Source organism: Methylobacterium sp. 391_Methyba4, assembly GCF_029691625.1.
Classification (GTDB): Bacteria; Pseudomonadota; Alphaproteobacteria; order Rhizobiales; family Beijerinckiaceae; genus Methylobacterium; species Methylobacterium fujisawaense.
Genome location: NZ_CP121475.1, coordinates 1,773,738 through 1,796,412, shown reverse-complemented (window position 1 = coordinate 1,796,412; position 22,675 = coordinate 1,773,738). Strand labels below are relative to the sequence as shown.

Annotated in this window: 24 protein-coding genes and 2 pseudogenes; 13 read left to right on the top strand and 13 right to left on the bottom strand. The window is 71.8% G+C overall.

Annotated features, from left to right (window positions below; genetic code table 11):
- Positions 1-2: 2 nt before the first annotated feature.
- On the top strand, positions 3-803 hold the full coding sequence (locus P9K36_RS08475; RefSeq protein ID WP_278306904.1) for an ABC transporter ATP-binding protein: 801 nt from the start codon (positions 3-5) through the stop codon (positions 801-803).
- A gap of 27 nt (positions 804-830) precedes the next feature.
- Here the strand turns inward: P9K36_RS08475 and P9K36_RS08470 are convergent, their stop codons facing one another.
- The 3 genes from P9K36_RS08470 to P9K36_RS08460 all read right to left on the bottom strand — a co-directional run bounded on the left by P9K36_RS08470 (position 831) and on the right by P9K36_RS08460 (position 2,700).
- A complete protein-coding gene (locus tag P9K36_RS08470; protein WP_278306903.1) occupies positions 831-1,052 on the bottom strand; it encodes a hypothetical protein in 222 nt (73 codons plus the stop codon).
- Between the two features lie 92 nt (positions 1,053-1,144).
- Complete coding sequence (locus P9K36_RS08465; protein ID WP_278306902.1) at positions 1,145-2,368, bottom strand: hypothetical protein; 1,224 nt, start codon at positions 2,366-2,368, stop codon at positions 1,145-1,147.
- A 53-nt stretch (positions 2,369-2,421) separates the two neighbouring features.
- On the bottom strand, positions 2,422-2,700 hold the full coding sequence (locus P9K36_RS08460; protein ID WP_043389298.1) for a hypothetical protein: 279 nt from the start codon (positions 2,698-2,700) through the stop codon (positions 2,422-2,424).
- 535 nt (positions 2,701-3,235) lie between these two features.
- Here P9K36_RS08460 and P9K36_RS08455 point away from each other — a divergent pair.
- The 4 genes from P9K36_RS08455 (at position 3,236) to P9K36_RS08440 (ending at position 8,131) form a co-directional block, all read left to right on the top strand.
- The gene (locus tag P9K36_RS08455; protein ID WP_043354144.1) at positions 3,236-3,442 is read left to right on the top strand and encodes a hypothetical protein; all 207 of its coding nucleotides are present in this window, start codon (positions 3,236-3,238) and stop codon (positions 3,440-3,442) included.
- Between the two features lie 13 nt (positions 3,443-3,455).
- Positions 3,456-4,328, top strand: coding sequence for a serine O-acetyltransferase (gene cysE / locus P9K36_RS08450; protein ID WP_043354143.1), 873 nt, complete (start codon positions 3,456-3,458; stop codon positions 4,326-4,328).
- Positions 4,329-4,761: 433 nt separating this feature from the next.
- On the top strand, positions 4,762-6,195 hold the full coding sequence (locus P9K36_RS08445; RefSeq protein ID WP_043389294.1) for a family 2B encapsulin nanocompartment shell protein: 1,434 nt from the start codon (positions 4,762-4,764) through the stop codon (positions 6,193-6,195).
- Positions 6,182-8,131 (top strand): family 2A encapsulin nanocompartment cargo protein cysteine desulfurase, encoded by a 1,950-nt coding sequence (locus tag P9K36_RS08440; RefSeq protein WP_278306901.1) that lies wholly within the window; start codon positions 6,182-6,184, stop codon positions 8,129-8,131. Before P9K36_RS08445 ends, P9K36_RS08440 begins: the two co-directional genes overlap by 14 nt.
- A gap of 235 nt (positions 8,132-8,366) precedes the next feature.
- On the opposite strand, the gene serA is transcribed toward P9K36_RS08440, so the two are convergent.
- Positions 8,367-9,590 carry a phosphoglycerate dehydrogenase gene (serA, locus tag P9K36_RS08435; protein ID WP_081948924.1) on the bottom strand — a complete coding sequence of 408 codons (1,224 nt, stop codon included), beginning with the start codon at positions 9,588-9,590 and terminating at the stop codon, positions 8,367-8,369.
- A gap of 271 nt (positions 9,591-9,861) precedes the next feature.
- Here serA and P9K36_RS08430 point away from each other — a divergent pair, with 271 nt between their 5' ends.
- Complete coding sequence (locus P9K36_RS08430; RefSeq protein WP_179698534.1) at positions 9,862-10,881, top strand: NAD(P)-dependent alcohol dehydrogenase; 1,020 nt, start codon at positions 9,862-9,864, stop codon at positions 10,879-10,881.
- Positions 10,882-10,906: 25 nt separating this feature from the next.
- On the opposite strand, the gene P9K36_RS08425 is transcribed toward P9K36_RS08430, so the two are convergent.
- The 5 genes from P9K36_RS08425 to P9K36_RS08405 all read right to left on the bottom strand — a co-directional run bounded on the left by P9K36_RS08425 (position 10,907) and on the right by P9K36_RS08405 (position 14,037).
- Positions 10,907-11,134: a DUF1127 domain-containing protein gene (locus P9K36_RS08425; protein ID WP_278306900.1), complete on the bottom strand. Its 228-nt coding sequence runs from the start codon at positions 11,132-11,134 to the stop codon at positions 10,907-10,909.
- A 223-nt stretch (positions 11,135-11,357) separates the two neighbouring features.
- A complete protein-coding gene (locus P9K36_RS08420; protein ID WP_043389287.1) occupies positions 11,358-12,050 on the bottom strand; it encodes a helix-turn-helix transcriptional regulator in 693 nt (230 codons plus the stop codon).
- Between the two features lie 70 nt (positions 12,051-12,120).
- Entirely contained in the window at positions 12,121-12,891 is a 771-nt protein-coding gene (locus P9K36_RS08415) for a zf-HC2 domain-containing protein (RefSeq protein WP_043354133.1), read from the bottom strand.
- The gene (locus P9K36_RS08410; protein WP_043389281.1) at positions 12,888-13,430 is read right to left on the bottom strand and encodes a sigma-70 family RNA polymerase sigma factor; all 543 of its coding nucleotides are present in this window, start codon (positions 13,428-13,430) and stop codon (positions 12,888-12,890) included. The genes P9K36_RS08415 and P9K36_RS08410 overlap by 4 nt, the downstream gene beginning before the upstream one ends.
- Before the next feature lie 337 nt (positions 13,431-13,767).
- Positions 13,768-14,037, bottom strand: a complete 270-nt coding sequence (locus tag P9K36_RS08405) for a hypothetical protein (protein WP_043756560.1) — start codon at positions 14,035-14,037, stop codon at positions 13,768-13,770.
- A gap of 497 nt (positions 14,038-14,534) precedes the next feature.
- On the opposite strand from P9K36_RS08405, the gene P9K36_RS08400 reads away from it, so the two are divergent.
- Positions 14,535-15,095 (top strand): hypothetical protein, encoded by a 561-nt coding sequence (locus P9K36_RS08400; protein ID WP_043389277.1) that lies wholly within the window; start codon positions 14,535-14,537, stop codon positions 15,093-15,095.
- Positions 15,096-15,353: 258 nt separating this feature from the next.
- Here P9K36_RS08400 and P9K36_RS08395 read toward each other — a convergent pair whose 3' ends face one another.
- The gene (locus tag P9K36_RS08395; RefSeq protein ID WP_083683394.1) at positions 15,354-16,184 is read right to left on the bottom strand and encodes a porin family protein; all 831 of its coding nucleotides are present in this window, start codon (positions 16,182-16,184) and stop codon (positions 15,354-15,356) included.
- A 1,028-nt stretch (positions 16,185-17,212) separates the two neighbouring features.
- Here P9K36_RS08395 and P9K36_RS08390 point away from each other — a divergent pair.
- Together P9K36_RS08390 and P9K36_RS08385 are read left to right on the top strand one after the other, a co-directional pair.
- Positions 17,213-17,695 carry a DUF2721 domain-containing protein gene (locus P9K36_RS08390; RefSeq protein ID WP_043355782.1) on the top strand — a complete coding sequence of 161 codons (483 nt, stop codon included), beginning with the start codon at positions 17,213-17,215 and terminating at the stop codon, positions 17,693-17,695.
- A gap of 246 nt (positions 17,696-17,941) precedes the next feature.
- Complete coding sequence (locus P9K36_RS08385; protein WP_043355784.1) at positions 17,942-18,121, top strand: hypothetical protein; 180 nt, start codon at positions 17,942-17,944, stop codon at positions 18,119-18,121.
- Between the two features lie 17 nt (positions 18,122-18,138).
- On the opposite strand, the gene P9K36_RS08380 is transcribed toward P9K36_RS08385, so the two are convergent.
- From P9K36_RS08380 to P9K36_RS08370, 3 genes are all read right to left on the bottom strand, one after another.
- Positions 18,139-18,396, bottom strand: a complete 258-nt coding sequence (locus tag P9K36_RS08380) for a hypothetical protein (RefSeq protein ID WP_043756558.1) — start codon at positions 18,394-18,396, stop codon at positions 18,139-18,141.
- A gap of 311 nt (positions 18,397-18,707) precedes the next feature.
- Entirely contained in the window at positions 18,708-19,061 is a 354-nt protein-coding gene (locus P9K36_RS08375; RefSeq protein WP_278306898.1) for an energy transducer TonB, read from the bottom strand.
- Positions 19,062-19,280: 219 nt separating this feature from the next.
- A complete protein-coding gene (locus P9K36_RS08370) occupies positions 19,281-19,487 on the bottom strand; it encodes a hypothetical protein (RefSeq protein WP_182593020.1) in 207 nt (68 codons plus the stop codon).
- Between the two features lie 141 nt (positions 19,488-19,628).
- Here P9K36_RS08370 and P9K36_RS08365 point away from each other — a divergent pair.
- The 4 genes and pseudogenes from P9K36_RS08365 to P9K36_RS08350 form a co-directional block, all read left to right on the top strand.
- Positions 19,629-20,590, top strand: a pseudogene (locus P9K36_RS08365) (catalase family protein); the annotation flags it as partial.
- A 158-nt stretch (positions 20,591-20,748) separates the two neighbouring features.
- Complete coding sequence (locus tag P9K36_RS08360) at positions 20,749-20,928, top strand: hypothetical protein (protein WP_043355788.1); 180 nt, start codon at positions 20,749-20,751, stop codon at positions 20,926-20,928.
- A gap of 236 nt (positions 20,929-21,164) precedes the next feature.
- On the top strand, positions 21,165-22,205 hold the full coding sequence (locus P9K36_RS08355; protein WP_278306897.1) for a helix-turn-helix domain-containing protein: 1,041 nt from the start codon (positions 21,165-21,167) through the stop codon (positions 22,203-22,205).
- Positions 22,206-22,608: 403 nt separating this feature from the next.
- Positions 22,609-22,653 (top strand): annotated as a pseudogene (locus tag P9K36_RS08350) (hypothetical protein); the annotation flags it as partial.
- Positions 22,654-22,675: the final 22 nt, after the last annotated feature.

The following is a 22,675-nucleotide window of genomic DNA, read 5'->3' as shown; positions in this document are numbered from 1 at the left end:
CGATGAGCGCCGCGCCGACCCTCCTGCAGGTCGAGGCCCTGGAGGTCGTCTACGGCGGGGCGGTGCACGCCCTGCACGGCGTCGACCTCGCGGTCCGGGCGGGGGAGATCGTCGCCCTGGTCGGCGCCAACGGCGCCGGCAAGACGACCCTGCTGCGGGCGGTGTCGAACCTGCTGCCGGCCCTGCGCGGCCAGGTCACGGCCGGGCGCCTCGCCTATGACGGACGCGACGTGACGCGGACCCGGACCGACGCCCTCGTCCGCGCCGGGCTCGTGGGCGTGCTGGAGGGCCGTCACTGCTTCCGGGGACTGAGCGTCCAGGAGAATCTCGTCGCGGGCGGCCTCGGGCGCGGCTCGGGCCGCAGCGACGTGCGCGCCGACCTGGAGCGGGTCTACGGCCTGTTCCCGCGCCTCGCCGCGAAGCGGGAGGTCGCCGCCGGCCTCCTTTCGGGCGGCGAGCAGCAGATGGCGGCGATCGGCCGGGCCCTGATGGGACGGCCCCGGCTGCTCGTCCTCGACGAGCCGTCCATGGGGCTCGCGCCCCGGGTGGTGGAGGAGATCTACCGGGTGCTCGCTGGCCTGAACCGGGCCGAGGGCCTGACCCTGCTGGTGGCCGAGCAGAATGTCCGTCTCGCCCTGCGCCACGCCCACCACGCCGTCGTGCTGGAGAACGGACGCAGCGCGCTGGCCGGCAGTGCCGCGTCCCTGCGGGCGCGGGACGATGTCCGGTCCCTGTATCTCGGGGGGGGCGAGCGCCCCGAGGCGGCGGCGCCGCCCGAGGCGCGCCGCCACGCGCCGGCCTGACGGCTCCGGCCTTCCGTGGGGCCTGCGTCAGGATTCCAGATCGGCCCGGCGCAGGGACCAGAGCATGGTCCCGCTCGCGTCGACCAGCCACAGGGCATTCACCGCATCGTCCTCGATCGTCAGTGAGCGTCTGTTGGCGAGGCGTACCGCTTCCTTCGCGTCCGCGGCCGTGAGCATCTCGTCGAGGCGCGGCGCGCCGATCTCCCCATCCGCGCCACGAACCGCCCCGCGCAGGCGATAATCCGGCATCCATCGACTCCCGTTTCCGACCAGGCTGCCTGAGGTTTGGCGGCGGATGCGAAGATAGGCGCCTGCGCGGCGTGTCGAGAGGGGGCGGGCCGCTACGGCCCGGCGCCGTTCGCCAGGATCTGCTGCGGCGCGGCGAGGAACAGCGCCCGCAGCGCGGCGGCCGCCGCGTGGGGCGGCAGGCCGAGGGCGCGCCGCGTGCCGGCGATCCGGGCGGCGCAATCCGCCGACCGGGCGGCGTCCGGGGCTGCCGCCTCCGCATCGTCCGGCCGCCCCGCCTGCGTCCGGGCGAGGAGCGGTGCGAGCCCGCGCGACGCCGGCCGCTCGGCCCGCAGCCGCGCATCGAGCGCCACGAGGTCGCCGGCCGCGAGGATGCCGCAGGCGGCCGTATTCTGCGATCCGGCACTTCGCATCATCGCCAGGATCCGGTGTCCCAGGGCCCGGACGACCCCGTCATCGGCCGCCCGGAAGCGCCGCTGCAGGTAGCTGGCGGCCATCCGCCTCAGGCCTGCCGCGGCCTCCGCCTCGGGTCGGCCGGCGGCGTAGCCGTCCCTGTACCACCGGGCGATCGGGTCGAGCCCCGCCGCGTCGGCCTGCTGCAGGATCGGCAGGGTTCGCAGGATCGCGGCCCGGGCCCCGGCCGCGCTCGGATCCGCGTCCAGGGTCGAATCGGGGAAACGGTCCGGCCCGACGACCTCGGTGACGATGCCGGCCGCGCGCAGCTCGGCCGCGGCCGGGATCCAGATCCCGGCCGGAGGCACCGCCAGGGCCCGCGCCACGAAGGCCGCCGGCAGGCCGGCGGCCCGGTAGGCCGCCCGTTCCGGCGCGGAATCCACCGGGCGCATCCGACCCTGCGCCCCGATCTCGTAGGGGGCGTGGAAGCCGAGCCGGCCGCCGGTCGCGAGGTAGCGCGTCCGGCCGCGGACGAAGATCAGCGTGCAGGCCGAGGCGCAGGCGTCGGGGACGTAGGTGGCGAGCCCCCGCGCCGCCACGAGCGCCCCGATCGCCGCCCCCTCCTCCACCAGGCCGCCGTCGCTGGTGAGATGGAGGCGCGCGATCTGCGGGTGCGCGGCGAGGAGGGCCGCGACCCGTGCGGCCACACCCTCGGTGAGATCGCCGGCGAGTCGCAGGTCCCGGCCGCCCGGCCCGACCGTGAGCCGGGCCGGGACGGCCGGCCCATCGGCGGCAGACGCCGCGGAGGCCGCGCCGCGGCCCTTCGGCGGGTGCGCGGCGGCCGGGCCGGCGGCTCCCAGCGCCAGGGCGAGGGCGCAGGCAGCCGTCCCCGTCCGGCGCCTCCACCCGGGGGGGAAGACCGACATGACAGGTGTCCATCGTTCGTGTTCGGGGAGGCCGGCGTGGCCGGACGGCGCGCCTACTGGAGGTAGGCGACGAACATCTCGGACACGGCCCGTGACGCGTAGGCTTCCGGGCTCTCGCCCCGGCGGATCGGGAAGGCCTCGGCCACCCGGCGGCCGGCGAGGATCCGGTCGACCTCGTCGGGCATCAGGCCGTCGTCGAGGGCGCTCGCGAGGGCGGCGCGTTCATGGGAGGGATGGGAGCGGACGCTCCGGGTCAGGATTCGGCCGAGGGAAACGGCCGCTTCGGCGCTCAGGTCGGGCTGGGTGCTCCGGCTCGTGTCATAGGTCAGCATCGGTGTTCGCCTTTCGTGTCTGATGTTGTGCGCTCTCCTCGTCCTGGATGCGGCAACACGGCAGACACGGCGCAGTCGTCCCGGCGATCCGTTTCTTGCTCACGATCACGGCAAACCTCCATTCGGCTCTGCGTCGACTGAGCGCCGACGCCGTCAATCTAGAGGCCGGGGCCGAGAATGTGCTGCCAAATTGGCGAGGACTTGCAGCGCAGGTCGTTCGTCGAAGGCGCATCCTGGAGCAGAAGCTCAGGTCCGGCCCGGGCAGGCCGGCATCGTGGCCGCGATCGAGGACGCCCGTTCCAGCCCGAGGCCGGGCACACGGGGCTTGCCAAGGCAGGGGCGATGCGTAAATATCAATATATAACAAGGGCTTAGCGAAGATGATGCTCCCGTTTCGCCCGCGCACGGTCGAAACCTTCTCCGCCGGACCGGGGTGCCCGGAAAAGACTTCCCGCCAACGCCGCCGGCCCGGTTCCGGCGCCGTTGGCCGCCGAATCAGGCCGCCGCGACCGGCCGTTCAAGGAGAGCCGACACCATGACCCCAGGGCGGATGATGCAGGGCGACGAGGTCGTGTTCGCGCGGATCGACCTCGCGGAGATTCTGGGGATCTGGCGGCATGCCCGGGGCCGTGTGGTGGGCATCCACCCCCCGGGCAATGCCCCGGCCACCGTGGACGTGAAGTTCCAGGGGCACGACACCCTGAAACGTTATCTGCCCGACCTGTTCCGCCCGGTGCGGTGACCGGCGGCGCCCGATGCATCACGCCGCCCTGCCCCCCGCGGGGGCCACGATGGCCGTGGTCCAGCCGCCGCTGCGCGTCACGAGCCGCGGCACGGCTGAGGCCGAGGTCTGGGCGGGCCTGCGCGCCGAGGCCGAGGCGGCCCTGATCGAGGAGCCGCTCTATGCCGGCATCATCCAGGCCACGATCCTCGACCAGCGCTCCCTGGCCCAGGCCTTCGCCTACCGCCTCGCGCACCGGCTCGGGGACGGCGACCTTGCCCGGCTGTCGATGCGCGACCTGTGTCTCTCGGCCTTCGAGGCGGATCCGCAGGCGGGCGCCCACGCGGTGCGCGACCTCGTGGCGATCCGCGAGCGCGACCCGACCTGCCGCCGCTTCCTCGATCCGTTCCTGTTCTACAAGGGGCTGGCGGCGCTGGAGGCCTACCGGGTCGGCCACTGGCTCTGGCACCAGGGCCGGGCGACCCTGGCGCTGCACGTCCAGAGCCGGATCTCGGAGGTGTTCGGCTGCGACATCCACCCGGCGGCCCGGATCGGCTCGGGGGTGTTCATCGACCACGCCACCGGGGTGGTGATCGGCGAGACGGCGGTGATCGCCGACGACGTCTCGATCCTCCAGTCTGTGACGCTCGGCGGCAACGGCAAGGAGAGCGGCGACCGGCATCCCAAGATCGAGCGCGGGGTGCTGCTGAGCGTCGGGGCCAAGGTTTTGGGCAATATCCGGGTCGGCGCGGGTGCCAAGGTGGCGGCCGCCGCGGTGGTGCTGCAGGACGTGCCGCCCCACACGACCGTGGCGGGCGTGCCGGCCCGGGTCGTCTCGCGCCTGCCCGTCGGCGAGGAGCCGGCGCTCAGCATGGACCAGTCCTTCGGTTACGGGGACGGCATCTGAGGCGCGCCGGAAAATCCTTCCCGTGAAACAAAGTCGCCCGGCCTGCGCCGCGCGCCCCGATGGGATGAAACTAAATTCTTCGATCCGGCGATCGCACGATCGCTATGTCCTTTGTGTCGGGTATGCCAAAGGTGCAATTCCTATGAAGCGGCCTAAAATAGGGAAATCATTCCGTTGACCCTTGGGCGAGTCGGGCCTTATCCAGATCCTGTCGGGCCGAACAAGAACTGAGGCCGGATAAGCGGCGGACAAGGATTATCCGATCGCTGGAAAATACATCATTCGACTGGCGGTCATGCGGTCTACCGGCCCGTGATCATCATCAAGTCATGATCAAGACGTCTCGCGCCGACCCCGCATACGCTGCGGGACGAACCGCTGCTTGCGGATGGATGCGGCGCGCCTGCAACCCTGAATGGAGTGAGGACGAACGATGAGCGGACCGGGTCTGAGCGTGAGCGCCACGGCGGCACGCAATCTCGCGACGGCGACCGTCACCTCGGTCCAGAACGCGGCCAACACGCCGCGCTGGCTGCTCCGGCTCCTGCCCTTCGTGGACGTGGCGGGCGGGGTCTACCGCGTCAACCGCCGCGCCGTCGTGCTGGCGCGCCCCGGCCGGATCGATCTCGCCGCCGAGGAGAAGGGAGACGGCAAGGGAGAGGGAGACGGCAAGGGAGACGGCAAGCGCCGGGTGATCCGCCCCGCCTCCCTGCGGGCCGTGCCGTTGTTCAGCCGGCTGGGCGATGCGGAGCTCGCGGCCCTGGCGGCTCAGTTCACCGAGAGCCGGCACAAGGCCGGCGATGTGATCCACGAGGAGGGCGCCTCCGGCCGCAGCCTCACGGTGGTCGCCGACGGCACCGTCGAGCTGACCCTGTCGGGCCCCTACAAGGGCCGCCTGCGGCAGGGCCTGGCCACGAAGGGCGACTATTTCGGCGATGCCGGCTTGGCCGGCGAGCGTGCGCCCGCCCCGGCCGTGAAGGCCCTGTCGGCGGTGACCCTCCTGACGCTGGACGCCGCCGCGGTGGAGAGCGAGGAGATCCGCGCCAGGATCGCCCAGTACCGCGAGGAGCGCGACCGCCTCACGGGCCACACCAACTCCTACGGCGAGCAGGGCATCGAGCTGCTGGCTGTCCATACCGGCGAGCCGCGCCTGCCCACGACCTTCGTGGATTACGAGGTCGATCCGCGCGAGTACCACCTCTCGACCATCCAGACGATCCTCAACACCCATACACGGGTGACCGACCTCTACTCCAACGAGATCGACCAGCTCCGCGAGCAGATCCGTCTCACGGTCGATGCCGTGAAGGAGCGCGAGGAGTGGGAACTCCTGAACAATTCGCAGTTCGGCCTGCTCCACGAGGTCGGTCCGCGCCAGCGCATCCCGACCCGCGGCGGCCCGCCCACCCCGGATGATCTCGACGAGCTGCTGACGCTGGTCTGGAAGAAGCCCGCCTATTTCGTGGCCCATCCCCGCGCCATCGCGGCCTTCGGCCGGGAGGCGACCCGCCGGGGCGTGCCGCCGGTCGTCGTCCACCTGTTCGGCGCGCCGTTCATCACGTGGCGCGGCGTGCCGCTGGTGCCGAGCGACAAGCTGCCCATCGACATCGACCCGGTGACCGGCGCGCAGACCACCTCGATCCTGCTGCTGCGGGTCGGCGAGGGCGAGCAGGGCGTGGTCGGCCTGCAGAAATCCGGGGTGACCGGCGAGATCGAGCCCGGCCTGTCGGTGCGCTACATGGGCACCAACGACCATTCGATCGCCTCGCACCTCGTGACCCGCTACTTCTCGGCCGCCGTGCTGGTTGAGGACGCGATCGCCCGCCTCGATAACGTGCTCCTAGGCAACTACCATGACTACGCCTGAGGCGACGGCCCTCGCGGTGCCCGGAGCGAGCCCGGGCGACCTCGCGCACGCGGATCTCGTCGGGCGCCTCGCCCGCGAGATCTACGGTCAGGGGCAGGCGGCGAGCCAGCCCTTCGCCCCCACCCTCCCCGCGGGCCCGCAGGTCCCGCAGGCGCTCGACAGCGTGCCTCAGGGGTTCGGCGGCGCTCCGCTGCCGAGCGGTGCCGTGGGCGTGCCCTCGGCGATCCAGCCCGACCTGTCCGCCCTCGGGGCCCGCGCCTTCGGCGCGTCGCCGGCCGGCGTCCCGGGCCTCACCGGCCCGGGCCTGCCGAATCTCGCCCCCGCCGGCCCGGCCTTCGCCGGGACCGCCACGATCCCGCCGGTCCACCCGGTGAGCCCGCTTCCGGCCCTCCCGGACATCTCGTTCCCGGGCGGGCCTGAACTGCACCGGCAGGTCGCGGCGGATCACCCCCGCGCCCAGGCCTTCGCGCATGCGCTCGCCCCGCACCTCGTCCCGGCCGACCCGTCGCAGGCGGGCGTGGACGAGGCGCAGGAGAGCTTTCGCAGGACCGGCCGCCTCTCGCGGGCGCCCGAACCGGCCGCCGACAACCTGTCGGACTATTACTTCCTGACCCTCGGCCCCCGCCCGGCCCGGACGGCTCCCGCGACGCCGCGCGTCGAGCCGAGCCGCGCGCCGGGCCCCGCGCCGCGGGCGCTCTCGCACGGGTCGAGCCCGGTCGCGGCGCCCTTCGACGTGGCGTCTATCCGCCGGGACTTCCCGGCCCTGCACCAGAGCGTCAACGGCCATCCGCTGGTGTGGCTCGACAACGCCGCGACGACCCACAAGCCGAAAGCCGTGATCGACGCGACGAACGCGTTCTACGCCCGGCACAATTCCAACATCCACCGCGCCGCCCACACCCTGGCGGCGCGCGCCACCGACCTGTTCGAGGGCGGGCGCGAGGCGGTGCGCCGCTTCCTCAACGCGCCCTCCAAGGACGACATCGTCTTCCTGCGCGGCACCACGGAGGCGATCAACCTCGTCGCCCATTCCTACGGCCGGGCGCAGATCGGCCCGGGCGACGAGATCATCGTCTCGACCATCGAGCACCACGCCAACATCGTGCCCTGGCAGATGCTGGCCCAGCAGACCGGGGCGACGCTCCGGGTGATCCCGGTCAACGACCGGGGCGAGATCATCTTCGAGCAATACGCGGCCTTGCTGTCGGGCCGCACCAAGATCGTCTCGGTGACGCAGGTGGCCAACGCGCTCGGCACCGTGAACCCGGTGCGGGAGATCATCCAGCTCGCCCATGCCTACGGGGTGCCGGTGCTGGTCGATGCGGCGCAATCCGCGCCGCACATGCCGCTCGACGTGCAGGCGCTGGACGCCGACTTCCTGGTCTTCTCCGGCCACAAGGTGTTCGGGCCGACGGGCATCGGCGCGCTCTACGGCAAGGCGCACCTGCTCGCGGCGATGCCCCCCTGGCAGGGCGGCGGCCACATGATCGAGGACGTCACCTTCGCGAAGACGGTGTACAAGGGCGCGCCGGAAAAATTCGAGGCCGGCACGCCCGACATTGCCGGGGCGGTGGGGCTCGGGGCGGCCCTCGACTACCTCGCGCGGATCGGCCTGCCGGCGATCGCCGCCTACGAGCACGACCTGCTGGACTATGCGCAGGCCGGTCTTGCCGACGTGAAGGGCCTGCGCCTGATCGGCACGGCTCGGGAGAAGGCGAGCGTGATGTCCTTCGTGATCGAAGGCCAGGAGAACGAGGCGGTCGCCCACCACCTCGATGCCCGCGGCATCGCGGTCCGTTCGGGCCATCACTGCGCTCTGCCGGCGCTCCGCCGGTTCGGGGTCGACCAGTCGGTGCGGGCGTCGCTGGCCTTCTACAACACCCGCGCGGAGGTCGACGCCTTCCTGACGGCGCTGCACACCCTGCCGCGGCACTGACCCCGGGGGCGATCGGATCCGTGCCGCGCTCGTCCTCTGCAGGGCGGCGACGCGATCTCGGGTCTCGCCCATGGGTCTCAGGACGGGGCGCGGGTCCCCTCGCCCGTGCGGGCTTGCCAGGAACAGATCTCGGGCGAGCCCGAGCTCTGTGGGAGGCGCACGCGCAGCGGTCGCAGTGGTGTGGACCTCGTCGCCCGCACGGGGCGACGAGGTGGGGCAGCCGTCGGCGTCAGCCTCACGCCACCGCCGGCCGGAGGTGCCGCGTCCGCACCGTACCGTCGATGGCCCGCAGCGCGCCGAGTACCGCGTCCGCCTCGCCAGGCCCCACCGACGCGTCCACCACGACGTAGCCGTACTCGCCGTCCGTCTGCAGGTACTGCGCGTCGATGTTGAGCGACCGGCCCGAGAAGACCGCGTTGATCTGCCCGAGCACGCCGGGCACGTTCCGGTGGACGTGGAGGAAGCGGGCGCCGGACCGGCGCGGCGGCAGCTGAACCTGCGGGAAGTTCACCGCGCCGAGCGTCGAGCCGGTCTGGGCGTAGTCGACCAGCTTGCGGGCCACCTCCGCGCCGATCCGATCCTGCGCCTCCTCCGTCGAGCCGCCGATATGCGGGGTGAGGATGACGTTCGGCAGCCCCTGCAGGGGCGAGACGAAGCGCTCCGCGTTGGAGGTGGGCTCGACCGGGAAGACGTCGATCGCGGCTCCGGCGAGATGGCCGTCGCGCAGGGCCGCCGCCAGGGCGTCCAGGTCCACGACCGTGCCCCGGCTGTTGTTGATGAGGTAGGCGCCGGGCTTCATCGCGCGGATGCGCTCCGCGCCCATGAGCCCGTGGGTCAGCGGCGTCTCCGGGACGTGCAGGCTGACCACGTCGCTGGCGGCGAGCAGCGCGTCGAAGCTCTCGGCCGGCTCGGTGTTCCCGTGACGCAGCTTGTCGGTCAGATCGTAGAAGATCACGCGCATGCCCATCGCCTCCGCGAGGTTCGAGAGCTGCGCGCCGATGTTTCCGTAGCCGACGATCCCCAGCGTCTTGCCGCGCACCTCGAAGGCGCCGGAGGCCGACTTGTCCCAGCCGCCGGCATGGGCGGCGATCGAGCGCGGCAGGATGCGCCGGAGCAGCATCACGATCTCGCCGATCGTGAGTTCGGCGACGCTGCGCGTGTTCGAGAACGGCGCGTTGAAGACGGGCACGCCCCGGGCGCGCGCCGTCTCGAGGTCGACCTGATTGGTCCCGACGCTGAAGCAGCCGATGGCGGTGAGATCGGGCAGGGCGTCGAGCAGCGCGGCGGTGACGTGCGTGCGGGAGCGGATGCCGAGGACGGTGACGTCGGCCAGATCCCGGGTATCATCGGGGCTGACGGCACGAGGCAGCTGGCGGATGTCGCCGATCCCGGCCTGCGTGAAGATCCTGGACGCCGTCGGCGCTATGCTTTCGGTCAGAACGACGCGCTCGGTCGACACGGTCTGTGCTCCTTCCACGGACGGGATGCGATCCGCGACCTTGCCGCTGGCGTCGCGGAGCGGCAAGGGCGGGAGGGGCATGCGCCCGGCTCCTGCGCCCGGCTCCTGCGCGCGGCTCCTGGGCGCGCCGGTCCCGGACCGGAGCGCCCTTTGCGGGCCGTCCGCCCCGGCCCCCGCGGCGGACGGTCCCCGTCCGTCGTCTCGACGCCGGGCGTGGGGCCTGCCAGTGTCCGCCTCCCGGCGGCCGCGGCCGCGGAGCGACAGGTGCATCATGACCGGATCGACAGCCCGGGCCGTCATCGTCCAGCCGGGCGGCGGCTTCGACAAGGTGACTTTCGGGGAGCGGCCGGTGCCCGAGCCGGGCCCCGGCGCGATCACCGTCCGCCTGCGGGCGAGTTCCCTCAACTATCACGACTATGCCGTGGTCAGCGGGATGTGGGGGCCGAGCGAGCCGCGCGTCCCGATGTCGGACGGCGCCGGCGAGGTCGAGGCCGTGGGACCCGGCCCGAACGACTTCGCGGTCGGCGACCGGGTGGTCAGCACGTTCTTCCCGACCTGGACCGAGGGCACGCCGCGGGTCGAGGGCTTCGCCACCGTGCCGGGCGACGGGGTCGACGGCTATGCCCGGGAGCGGGTCACCGCGCCGGCCAGCGCCTTCACCCACGCGCCGAAGGGCTGGGACCACGCCGAGGCGGCGACCCTGACCACCGCGGCGCTCACCGCATGGCGCGCGCTCCACGCCGATGCCGGCCTGAAGAGCGGTGACGTCGTGCTGGTGCAGGGGACCGGCGGCGTGTCGCTGTTCGCCCTGCAATTCGCCAAGGCGGCGGGGGCCACGGTGATCGCCACCTCGTCCAGCGACGACAAGCTGGAGCGCCTGCGCGGGCTCGGCGCCGACCACGTCATCAACTACCGCGCCGACCCGGCCTGGGGCGAGACCGCCCGACGGCTGACCGATGGGCGCGGCGTCGACCACGTCGTCGACGTCGGCGGTCCGGCGACGCTGGAGCAGTCCATGGCCGCCGTCCGCGTCGCCGGCCACATCTCGGTGATCGGCATCCTGTCGGGCGTGGCCGGGGAATTGCCCCTGGTGCCGGCGCTCCTGAAGCAGATCCGCCTGCAGGGCGTGCTGGTCGGCAGCCGCCGCCACCAGATCGAGATGGTCCGCGGCATCGACGCCTGCGGCCTGCGGCCGGTGGTCGACAGCCGCTACCCCCTCGACGAGCTCGTGGCGGCGTTCCGCCACCAGGAAAGCAACCGCCACTTCGGCAAGATCTGCATCGCGATCTGAGCGGGCCTGAAGGGGTCTGGCCGGTTCAGCGGACGGCGATCCCGAGCGTCGTGGGCAGCGCGACCGTCCGGGATGCCTCCGGCTGGCTCGGCCGGGCCAGCATGTGCGAACAGCCGTTCTCGCAGAAGGCGCGGAGCGTGCGCCGGTCGAGCCCGATATCGCTCAACATATCGTCGTCGAGGGCCGATAAGATGCGCATGTTTCGCGCGGCGATGCGGTTTTTTCGAATGTATCTAACGAACGAGAGGATCATGATCTGGTCTCCGTTGTGCCGAAAAATCGGTTCTTTATCCAATTTCGGCCGGATCAGTGTCGATGAATCGTCTCTTTCTCGCGTCATCTGTTCAGGTTACTGCGTGTTGTCGAAGTAGACTTGTTTGCCGGGGGCGAGCCTGTTGCGGCCTGCCGCCTGACAGGGCAGGCTCTGCCGGTCCAGACGACGCCCCTCCGTCCCGCACGGGAAACCGAGGACGGCTCTACACACCCGCGATCGGCTGCGGGCAGAGCAGGAGCAGGCGCATCAACTCGGCCTGGCGGCGCGTCCCCGTCTTCTCGAAGAGGTGACGCAGGTGCACGCGTGCCGTGTTCCGGGTGATCTGGCGGCGCGTCGCGCTCGCCGCGAGGTCGTTCCCCGCCAGGATGTCGATGGCCAGGGCCGCCTCCGCGGGGGTAAAACCGAACTGGTCCTGCAGAACGCCGGGATCCGGCAGGCGTGGCGCCGCGGGGTCGATGAGGCGCAGGAGAACCGCGCCCTCGGCGATCGGGCGGAAGGCCCCGGGGATCGCGCAGGCGGCGACCAGGAGTGTCCCGTCGGGGCCGTCCAGGCGCACCGCGGCGCCGCGCTGGCCGGCGGCGCAGCGGTCGATGACGCGGCGGAGCGTCGCGCTGTCCTCCGGCCCCGCGCCGCGCAGGCCGCCGTGCTCGAGGCGCAGAAGGCCCCGGTCGATGAGGGATTGCGCAGCCCGGTTCAGGAAATAGGGCCGACCGCTCCGGTCGGTCACGGCCAGCCCCTGTTCGAGATGCTCCGCCAGGAGGTGGAGCGCGGCCTCCACCACGAACGCGTCCGGGACGGTGGGGGCGCCGCCGGACTGGGACCGCCGCGCGTGCACCGGGCCGGCCTCCGGCATGCCCCCGGTTCTGCGGATGTTCATGTGCGATTGACTGATCACGCCAGGTTCCTCGCCGCATCGACTCCCCGATATCAGTAACAACCCGTCGGAAATGCCGATTATTCCCGTTTCAGCTCGGGCGTCCGCCGGCCCGAGACCGGAACAGGTCGGCGAAGGCGCGCAGGTCGCGCGGGTTGAGGTCCGACACCGCCCAGTAGGTGAGGTCGCCGAGGTGCCAGCGCTCGATCGTGGACCCGTCCCGCCGTCCCTCGCCGTCCGCAGCCCCGTCGGCGGCGGAGACCACCGTGACGCTGATCACGTGCCGGTCGCGGCGATAGACCAGGGTCGGCACGGGGGTGCCGGCGACGATGTCGACCCGGCCGCCGATCAACGGGAAGCCCCGGTCCGACAGGTCCGGAGCCTCGGGCGCGATGGTGGTCCGTCCATTGAACCAGGGTTTCACCACGTGCCGGTCCGAGGAGGCGACGTCGAAGGGCTGGGGCGCCGCGAGGCCGCGGAGGTGGCCGGCGAGCACGGACGCGCCCGTATCGGGGGCGCCGCCGGGGCGGTCGAGATAGACGGCCCCGGCGCCGAGCGCGGCGCCGCCGGCGAGACCGAGGAGCAGCGTCGCGGCCAGCACCTGCCAGGAGCCGAGCCGGGTGCGGGATGGGGGCGGATCGGAGAAGCCGATCTGCTCGATCACGCCCGCCCGCAGGGTCTCCGGGGCCGACGGTCCCGCCAGAGGGCCGCGCAGGGCGCGCGAGAGGTCGCGGAGGCGCTCTGCCATCGCCCGCGCCGCGGGGTCCGCGGCGAGACGGCGCTCCATGGCCAGGACTTCGCCAGGGGACAGTTCGCCGTCCGCGTAGGCGCTGAGGAGCTGAAGGGTCTCGTCGTCGGTCATCGCCCGTCCTTCGCGAGCCGTACAAGCAGATGCTGCCGCGCGCGGCCGAGGCGCGACATCACGGTTCCGATCGGGACGCCGGTCACCGCGGCGATCTCCCGATAGCTGAGGCCGTGGTACTCGCGCAGGATCAGCGCCTCCCGGAAGGCCACCGGCAGGGACCCGACCGCCCGGGCGAGCTGCCCCGCCTCGTCGCGGGCGATGAGGGTCGACTCGGGCGTCTCCGGGGCCTCGGCCAGGGCGCCTCCGGTCTCCAGTTCGGCGCGGGCTTCGGGGGCGAGGTCGTCGGCGAAGACCACCGCCCGCGGCCGGTGCCGCTGCAGCCAGGAATAGCCGGTGTTGCGGACGATCGTCAGGAACCAGGCGCGGGCATTGCCTTCGGCGAACCCCTCGATCGCCCGGTACGCGCGCAGACACGCCTCCTGCATCACGTCCTCGGCGTCGGTGGCATTTCCGGTGAGCCAGTGCGCGAGCCGGTAACCCTCGTCGAGGCGCGGCAGGACGAACTGGCTGAAGCGCGCCCGCGCCAGGGTCGTCATGTCGGCGGCCGGGCCGGGCCCGCCCCGTCGAGAGCCTGCGAAGCCATGGGGTCCCGACCCTCGTGCTCCAGACCGCAGCGTCGTGCCACACGATCAGGAACCGGTGGGCGGCGGGATTTATTCCCGCCCCGCGCCGGGACTTTCGGTCCGACGGCGCGCGGCTCTGCGGCCGGGCCCCGGCCTGCCTGGCGGCACGGGCCGGATGCGCGATCCCGGGCGTCCGCGTCCCTTCCAACGGGAAGGGGCAGGGCCGCCTCCTCGGAGACGGCGCCTGCCCCTGGATCAGCTCGCGGCTCGCGTTACGGTTCGGTGCCGCGATCGATCCCGAGCCGTCGGATCAGTAGCGGCAGACCCGCCGCGGGCCCCAGGGAGTCGGGCGGAAGAAGCAGCGGGGGCCGTAGAAGCGCGGACGACGGTAGATCGGCCGGCAGCGCCCGTACGGGCCGGGCGCCCAGCCGGGTCCACAGCCGAAGGCGACGGTGCTGACAGACGCGGGGCCGGTGATCGCGGCGGCTCCGGCGGGTGCCAGGGGCGCCGCGCTGGCGGAGACGAGGCCGAGGCCGCCGATGACGGCCGCGGTCGCCGCGAACATCTTCACGTGCATCATGATCTGACCTTCTGTTCGATTTGTGCCGGTCGGGACCGACACAAGGCCACGATAGAATGGTCGTCTCGCCTGAATGTGGGCTGACCTCCGCCATAACCGTCCAGAAACAAACATTCCGGAACCCTCCGGCGGCGACCGCCGAGAGCAGACTTCCGGTCCGAACCGGCGTGATCGAAGGTTCCTGAGGCGCTGCGGATGGGGGGCCTCGGCCGCCGACGATGACGCCCTTCGGCTCGCGCAGGGGCTTGCGCAGGGGCTTGCGCCGGATCGGGCTGCTGCGTCTTCCGCTCCCGTTCCCGCGCCTTGAAAGGCGCTCAATCCTGGCCGCCGTCGGGCCGATCCCGCTCCGCTCCGAGACGCGTCCCCTCCCCGGGGATGGCATCGCGGGGTGCCGGGGCGCGGGACCGTACCGGGCGGGGCGCGGGGAGTGAACGCGCCGCAGGAACAGAGCCGCAGGGCTCGTGTTGTCTGCCAAATCTTTTTCACGAGGCGCGACGATGTCGGGTACAGCGAAGAAGACCGACCCCAAGCTGTGGGAGAAGGTCAAGACGCAAGTCACGAAATCGGACAAGGGTGGCAAGCCTGGGCAGTGGTCGGCGCGCAAGGCGCAGATGGCGACCGCCGAATACAAGAAGGAAGGCGGTGGCTATGCCGGCAAGAAGACGGCCGACAACCATCTCCGGCAATGGACCGACGAGGAATGGGGCACGAAATCGGGCGAAGAGAGCGGCAAGACCGGTGAACGATACCTGCCCAAGAAGGCCCGCGAGAGTCTGACGGACAAGGAATATGCCGCCAGCACGGCCAAGAAGCGGGCCGATACCCGCAAGGGCAAGCAGTTCTCGAAGCAGCCGGAGGCCGCCGCCGAAAAGGCCGCCGCAGCGCGCAAGGACGGCAGGAAGGACGGCAGGTCTGCCGGACAGGGCAAGACGTCCGGCAAGGGCTCCAGCCGGTCGGAGCCGACCAAGGCCGAGCTCATGCGCAAGGCCCGCGCTCAGAACGTGCCTGGCCGGTCGCGGATGTCGAAGGCGCAACTGGAACACGCGGTCCACGCCTGAGGCGTGACGCGGAGGGCCATCGCCAGGACGCAAGACGTCCCGGGCAAGACGTCCCGGGCAAGACGTCCCGGGCAAGACGTCCCGGGCAAGACGTCCCGGGAATGACTCCCGGGACGCTCCTCGGCTCAAGCGGCCAGTTTGATCGGGCTGGGGATGCTCAGGTCGAGAAAGGATACGGCCTGCTCAGAGGGCCTCGCGCTGTCCCGGTGGCCGGGACGCAGCCCCCCGCGGCGCGGGGGGCGCGCTCGCGCGAGGATCTCAGTACGAGCCGAACTTGTAGTTCAGGCCGGCGCGGACGACGGCGAACTCGTCATCGCGGCGGCCAATGGTGTTGTACGCCACCGGGAAGTTGTTGGCGGCGTTGATGACGAACGCGCCCTGGTTGCGGGTGTTGCGGTCGAGGTTGACGTACAGGCCTTCGACCTTGAGCGTCACGGCCGACGAGCGGAAGAAGTTCAGGAAGGAGTCGGTGGGCAGGGCATACTCGATGCCGCCGCCGACGGCGTAGCCGGTGCGGAAGCTGTCATTGCCGGCGAAGCCGCCGAAGGAGCGGTCGGCGCTGCCCGAGCCGTAGGCGAAGCCGCCGGTGCCGTAGAACAGCACGCGATCGAAGGCGTAACCGATGCGGCCGCGGACGGTGCCGAAGAAGTCGAGGCTGGAGAGGCCGCGCGGGTCGGTGACGTAGTAGCCGGGAGCCAGCGGGCCGACGACGAAGGCGTTGTTCCGGTTGCGACCGAAGTCGAGGTACTGGGCGTCCGCCTCGATACCGACGACGATGCCGGAGCCGGGGGTGAACTGGAAGTTGTAGCCAACCTGGCCACCGCCGGAGAAGCCTTCCTGGTTGCGCTGGTTGAAGAAGGCGGTGGTGCCGTTGCCGTACGGGAAGGGCACGGCGAAGCTGTTGGTGTTGTTGCTGCTGGCGTCGAAGGCGTAGCCGGCGTTGATACCGAAATAGGCGCCGGTCCAGGTGAAGACCGGGACGGGGGTGAAGACCGGCGGCGGGGCGGCGCGGCGCGGCAGGTCGGCGGCCGAGGCGGCGCCGGTCAGGAGGGCCGTGGCGGCGCTCGCGAGAAGAAGCTTCTTGATCATCTGGTCCTCTGTCTCCCGTTATGCGGGATGTGTGCGGGGCGGACAGAACGACAGGGCGCGCCAGGGCGATAGTGCGTCGCCGCAACAGCCCGGATACGGGCCCTCCCGCCAAGACAGCCAAGTGTGCTGGGGCACATCCCGATCGGGATTGGTCGAAGCGCTCTCGACCATGTGTATCGGAGTGTTTCCGAGAACAAAAAGCCCCGCCGCGCGGTGCGGACGGGGCTGAAGTTCGTTCGTAAACGTTCCCAGGACCAACCAGGAAGCTTCGACATTCACTAGAGCCTACCGGCAGGCGGCCCGCAAGTCCGTCTGCGACCCGAAGAGCGGTTAACATTAATTTACGAACAGCCCAGATCGGGCCCCCGGATTGCCCGCTTGCGCGAGGCGGGAGATCTGCTCCGGTCCGGGAGCGTATCGGATCGTTGCCCGTCGGGTTCGCGCCGGCCCGGCCCTGATCTTCCGGCGTCCGACGGCGGATGCGCCCGCGCGAATAGGGGGCCCGGCCGGATCCGGATCTCGGGCGGACGACCGTGAGTCCGGCCGCGGCCCCATGGACCGATCGATCTCCCGGGACGCCGCAGATCTCGCGCAAGATCCGGCGCCGGCTCCCGGTGCGGACCCGCTCCGCCCGGCCTGTGGGGAAGAACCTGCGGCCGCCGCACGGCCGAACGGCCGCGGCTTTCCCGGCGCATATCAGGCCCTATCTGCCCGGCCTCGTCATCGGTGGAGAGTTCAGGAGACGCGCATGGGACCCGTCGCGCTGCCTTCGATGCCGGTCCTCCCGGCCCGTATCGGGATCGGGCATCTGTGCCCCACGCCCGCCGGGAGGCTTCGGTGACGGACACGCCGGCCCCCTACATCGCGGTCGCGTTCCTCTCGGCGCTGTTCCTGCTGGTGGCCGGGCTGCAGGCGGAGGGGCTCCTATGGTAGGCTGCTCCGCCCGGGACCCGTGCGCACCCGCGCCTCCATCCGCACCGATGCCCGGCCGCGCCGGGACATGACATGTCCGCGAGCGTAGCGCGTCGATGTTCGGCTTCTCCCTCAATGCGACCGAGCCTGACAGCGTCGCGCACATCATCCAGGTGGCGCTCGCGCCCGCCTTCCTGCTGTCGGCCCTGGCGACGCTGCTCAACGTGTTCTCGACCCGACTCGGCCGGATCTCCGACAAGGTCGACAGCCTCTCGGCGGAGACCGCCCGGGCCACGGCCGCCGAGGCTGTCCGCCTCACCCGCCGTCTGACTTTCCTGCGGCGGCGCTCCTTCGTGCTGGACGTGGCGGTGGTCCTGGCCTCGCTCGGAGGCGGGCTGATCGGCCTGGCGGTGCTGACCCTGTTCGTCGGGGCCCTGCGCGACGCGGCGACCGCCTCCGTCCTGTTCGCCTGCTTCGGCGCGGCGCTGATCTGTACGGTGGCGGCGATCGCGGCGTTCATGACCGAGATCCTCATGGCCGGCCGCGGTGTGCGCGACGAGGTCGAGCACCGTCAGGATGCGGTCACGACGCCACGGTGATTCCGCATCCGAATCACCCGGGCCGCGCCGGGGCCGGTCCAATCCTCGAATGCGCCCCGCAACGGTGCGCCAGCGGTGCCCCCGTGGCGCTTCGTGGCGCTTCGGGGCGTTCGGGGCGCCGTTCAGAGTGCAGAACGGTCGATCCGCGGTCGCGCGGACGGCCATGAACGATTGCGGCGTGCGGGAACCGGGCCTTAATCTTCCGACGGCCTGATGCCGCCGTCGGCTTCGCCTGAGTGTTCCGTGATGAGCTTCGCGATTATGATTGCCCTCGTTGCCGGAGCGCTCTGCCTCGGAGTCCTGTCCGCGCTCCTGCCGTTCGGGGGGCGGGAGGCTGAGGAACCGCAGGACCTGCTCCCGTACGAGGATGAGTTCTTCGATCTGGGCGGCCCGGTGATCGATCTCGAGGCGCGCCACACCCCCTGACCCCGCCGGGAGGTGTCCTACGGGATGCCGGATTCCACCGTGCCGGGCGGCGGCGTCTGCCGGGCAGACCAGACGACCCGGCCTGCGGGGTCCCTCAGAGCCGCCGAGCCCGACCGGCCGGAGAGCAGCTGCGTGAAGCGTGCCTTCGCGGTGGCGACCGCCGCTTCGTCGGTGGCGCCGGGAATCTGCTCGTCGTGGATAATGATGCCGCCGGCACTCTCCCGGTGGACGATGCATTGCAGCCGGTAGGGCACCGGGGTCTCGATCGGGGCCATGGCGATCTCCTGGCCGGTCATGGGGGCGGCGCGCCGCCAGAGCCGGCGCGGCGACGCAGGATTCCGGACGGCGGCCCTTTGTCGGTCCGGATGGCGAGGACGCCGCAGGACATCCAGCCGGCCTGGGATCGATGACTGGCTCACCTCCTTACCAGATTCCTTCGGCGCGGGCGGGTCTCCCCGCCGCGGTCTTCGCGCCCGCCCCGGCCGTCGCCGGGGCACCCCGGTGACACGTCTCAAGGCTCTCGAAGCGCGGTTCTCGCCCCTGCTCGCCTGCCGGGTCAGCGGCATCCCGGGCCGGCCATGGGGCCCTAGCCGCGCCGGCGCCCGATGACGCGTGGGCGGTGCGTCGGCCTGTCCGGCAGGCGGGATGGGCTCGATCCGGCCCGGTCGTCGGCCGAGGTCCGGGGCGCGGGCAGCAACAGGGGCGGCGGTCGGGGGCGCTCGACGACGACCGCCTCAAGCAGGACCGGACGTATCGTCCGTGTGGGCCGCGTCACGGGCCCCGGCCGTGTCGCGAGGGTTCCGAGGGCCCAGAGCCCGAGGCAAAGCAGGCCGATGAGGATCCCGTCCCAGGAAGGCTCGGTCCGGCACATCAGGATGCCGGTCCCGGTGAGGGACGCCCCGGCCGCGAGCAGGCGCGGTGTCGGATCGGCGGAGTTCATGCCGTACCCTCCGTGGCGTTCCCTGAAGACGCGTGAACGGCATCGCTACACTTGTCGGCAACCCCCCTGTTCTCCCCGATGCACACAGCGGTCGCTGTGGTCAGTTCCGGCGAGCGCACCTCGATCCGCCGGCCCCGGATGGGATATCGGCGCCGCACGTCCAGCCGCACGTCCAGCCGCACGTCCAGCCGCCTGGCCCGTTGCTCGGCGCGGCGCGGATCAGACCTCCACCTCTTCGACATGGAGGCCTCCGGCCCGCAGGTGGCTCGGGATCCGGGTGCTGTCGCGGAAGCCGGCTGCGCGCGCCATCGCGTCGAGGGCTGCAAGGGGATCGAGCGCGGAGCCGATCCAGAGGATCGCCCCCGTCGCCGCCTGCATGATCCGGAACACCTTCACGCCACGCCCCAGGTCTCGACCTTCGGACAAGCTCGGGGGGCTGCCGGGTGTTCCCGGCGGAAACGGCGCGGCCCGCAGCTCCCGCCGCCCTAAATGCCCGGAACGGCCTGCATCCGAACGGTTTGCGGCTCGGATCCGCTGCCCGGCGCCCCCGAGTCTTCCCCGAGGCCCATGACCGCCTTCATTCGCTACGCGCCCGACCTGGAGGCTCTGCAGCCCGATGAGGCGGTGGTCCATGCGGGCATGGTCGAGCAACTCGCCAAGATCCAGGGCACCACCCTGAAGGATGGCGGCCACGCGGTGCGCGGGGTTCATGCCAAGGCGCACGGCCTGCTGGTCGTCTCCCTGGAGGTGCTGCCCGGACTGTCCCCCGCGTTCGCCCAGGGCGCCTTCGCGGCGCCGGGGCGCCACGATGTGGTTTTGCGCTTCTCGACCAATCCCGGCGACATCCTCGACGACAGCGTGTCGACACCCCGGGGCCTCGCCATCAGGATTCTCGGCGTTGCCGGCGAGCGCCACCGACACCCCGCAGGTGTTCAAGAAGGGCTTCTCGGCCCTGCTGCGCGGCGTCGAGGCGGTGCTTGAGGGACTCGGCACGAAGAGCCCGACAGTCATCGCCCTCGGCGGTCATCCCGAAACCCACATCCTGGGCGAGACCTTCTACAGCCAGGCGCCCCTGCGCTGGGGCGATTACGTCGCGAAGGTCGCGGTGGCGCCGGTCTCGCCCGAACTGACCGCGCTCACGGGCGCCGCCCTGAACGTCAACGGCAAGCCGAACGGCCTGCGCGAGGCGGTCGCGGCCTTCTTCGCCGCGCAGGCGGGCGTCTGGGAAATCCGGACTCAACTCCTCACCAATCGCGAGACGATGCCGGTCGAGGACGCTTCGGTCTCCTGGCCCGAGGCCGAGAGCCCCTATCGTCCTGTGGCGCGCATCACCGTGCCGCGTTAGGAGGCCTGGAGCGACGCGAAGGCGCGGGCGCTCGATGACGGCCTCGCCTTCAGTCCTTGGCACGGCCTCGCCGCCCATCGTCCGCTCGGCGCCCTCATGCGCGCGCCGAGTGGTCTATCCCCGCTCGGCCGGCTTCCGGGCCGAGCACAACGGCTGCCCGATCCACGAGCCGGGCAGCGCGGCCGCATTCCGGGTCTGGATGCTTGCACGGGCATGCCCGAGGTCCGCGGCCGATTCGCGCCGCTCCCGTCCGGGCGGGAACAGGGCGGGCCGGGGGCGGTTCTCGAAGGCAAGCCGGCATGGGCCGGCACGTCGAGAATCCGATCGGGATCCAGGAGAGCCATGACCAGCCGAACCGTTCAATCCGCCCTGCTCGCTCTCGCCCTCGTCGCCGGCAGCGCCGGGATAGCCGCCGCGCAGAGCACGCCCAACGGCAACACCTCGTCCCCCGGCGCCCCTGCGGGCGACAACAGCACCGGCAACGGTGCCACCGGCAGCGGCGCAGCCCCGAGCGGACGGTAACGGGGCTCGACCATCAGGATCGCAGTCCGCGATCCTCACAACCGTGTCCCGTCCCGTCCCGCGGCCGACCGGCCTGCGGGACGTTCCGCATCCGGCACCGGATCCCGCAGGACAGGACGAGCCCGGAGCGCAGAGTCCGGTGTTTGGAACGGAGTGCCACTTTTCTAAGCAGCAGGAATCGCCATACTGGCGGCGGGGCCGATGCCATGTGCGCGGTCCGGACCACAACACGGGCGATGCGACCAAAACCGATCCTGCTGCTCACGGGTGAGAATCCCGGTCATCGTCAAGCCGACGACTGGCGCGACGCCGTCGCGCCGTTCTGGGACTTCACGATCCGCAAGGAAGATCTGTCCGATTTCCGCGGTCAGTCGCGGGTTCGGCACCTCGGCACCGCGATCGTCTGCAGCGCCCGCGCCTCCGGGCTCCGGTTCGTGCGCGAGCGTGGCCTGGTGGCCCGGATGGGCGTCGATCATATCGTCGCCCACATGCGTGTCTCCGGACAATCGAGGGTGGCGGTCAGCGGCAGGGAGCAGGACTGCGCGCCGGGGGACATCTGCCTGTTCGACCTGTCGCGGCCCCTCTCCGCCGCCTCCACGGATTACGAGGCGATCACGGTCGTCCTGCCGCGGCCGCTCTTCGGCGTCCGGCAAAGCGCGCTCGACACCCTGCACGGGGCGGTGATCCGGGGTGCGACGCCGTTCGGCCGGATGCTCACCGACCACCTGCGCTCCCTCAGCACGCACGCGACCGGGTTCTCGGAGCCGGAGGCCGCTGCGGCAGCTGAGGCCACGGCGGCGCTGCTCGGTGTGGCGGCCTTGGGCCTGCCGCAGGAGGATGGGGGCGTCCAGCCACTCGAGCGGGCCCCCCTGCTCGTCGCCATCCGGCGCTTCATCGAGGCCGAGCTTGCGTCCACGGACCTGACCGCCGAGGCGATCGGGCAGCGGTTCGGCGTCTCGCGCAGCGCCCTGTACCGGCTGTTCGTCCCCCTCGGGGGCGTGTCCGGCTATATACGGCAGCGCCGGCTCGCCCGCGCCTATCGGGACCTCGCCGCCGGCGACGGGCGCTTCGCCCGCATCTCCGATGTGGCGTATCGCTGGCGGTTCGAGAGCCCCGCACATTTCACCCAGGCCTTCCGCGCAGAGTTCGGCTGCGCCCCTCGGGATGTCCGCGCGCAGGTCGCGATCGAACCCGGGAAATCGTCGGGCACAGAGCCGCCGGCCCCGTCGGAGACCTGGACCGACTTCTACGATTGGGTTCTCAAGCTGGCGGCCTGAGCGGATTCGGGCCCCGGACCGCGTGCCCCGGCTCCGGCGGGCGCTCTGGAGCCGCGATGACCTCCGGGATTCGGCAGCGGCACCCGCGGGTGTCGATCCCGGCCTCTCAGGGCACCTCCCGTGGCGCTGCCATCGGGCGATCCGCATGGAAGCAGCCGGGATCGCCTCCCCGGCGCCGCGGCTTCAGCCTTGCCCGATCCCGTCCGGTAGCCTGCCGCCGGCCCGGCGGCAGCGTCGTCCAGCCGATGGAGCCGCGCTGCGACGCACTGCCCGCCGGGACCTTCCGGTTCCTGCGGCAGGGGGGCGCCGGTCTGGTGCGGGGGATCGATCCTGGTTCGCTGAATGATGCGGCGTCGCCCCGATCGAGGCCGCCCGCGCCGGTGAGGCGGGCCGTGGCTTCGCCGTGGTCGCCGCGGCGGTGAAGGTGACCGCCGGACAGACCGCCCGGACGACGGACGAGATCGGCGGCT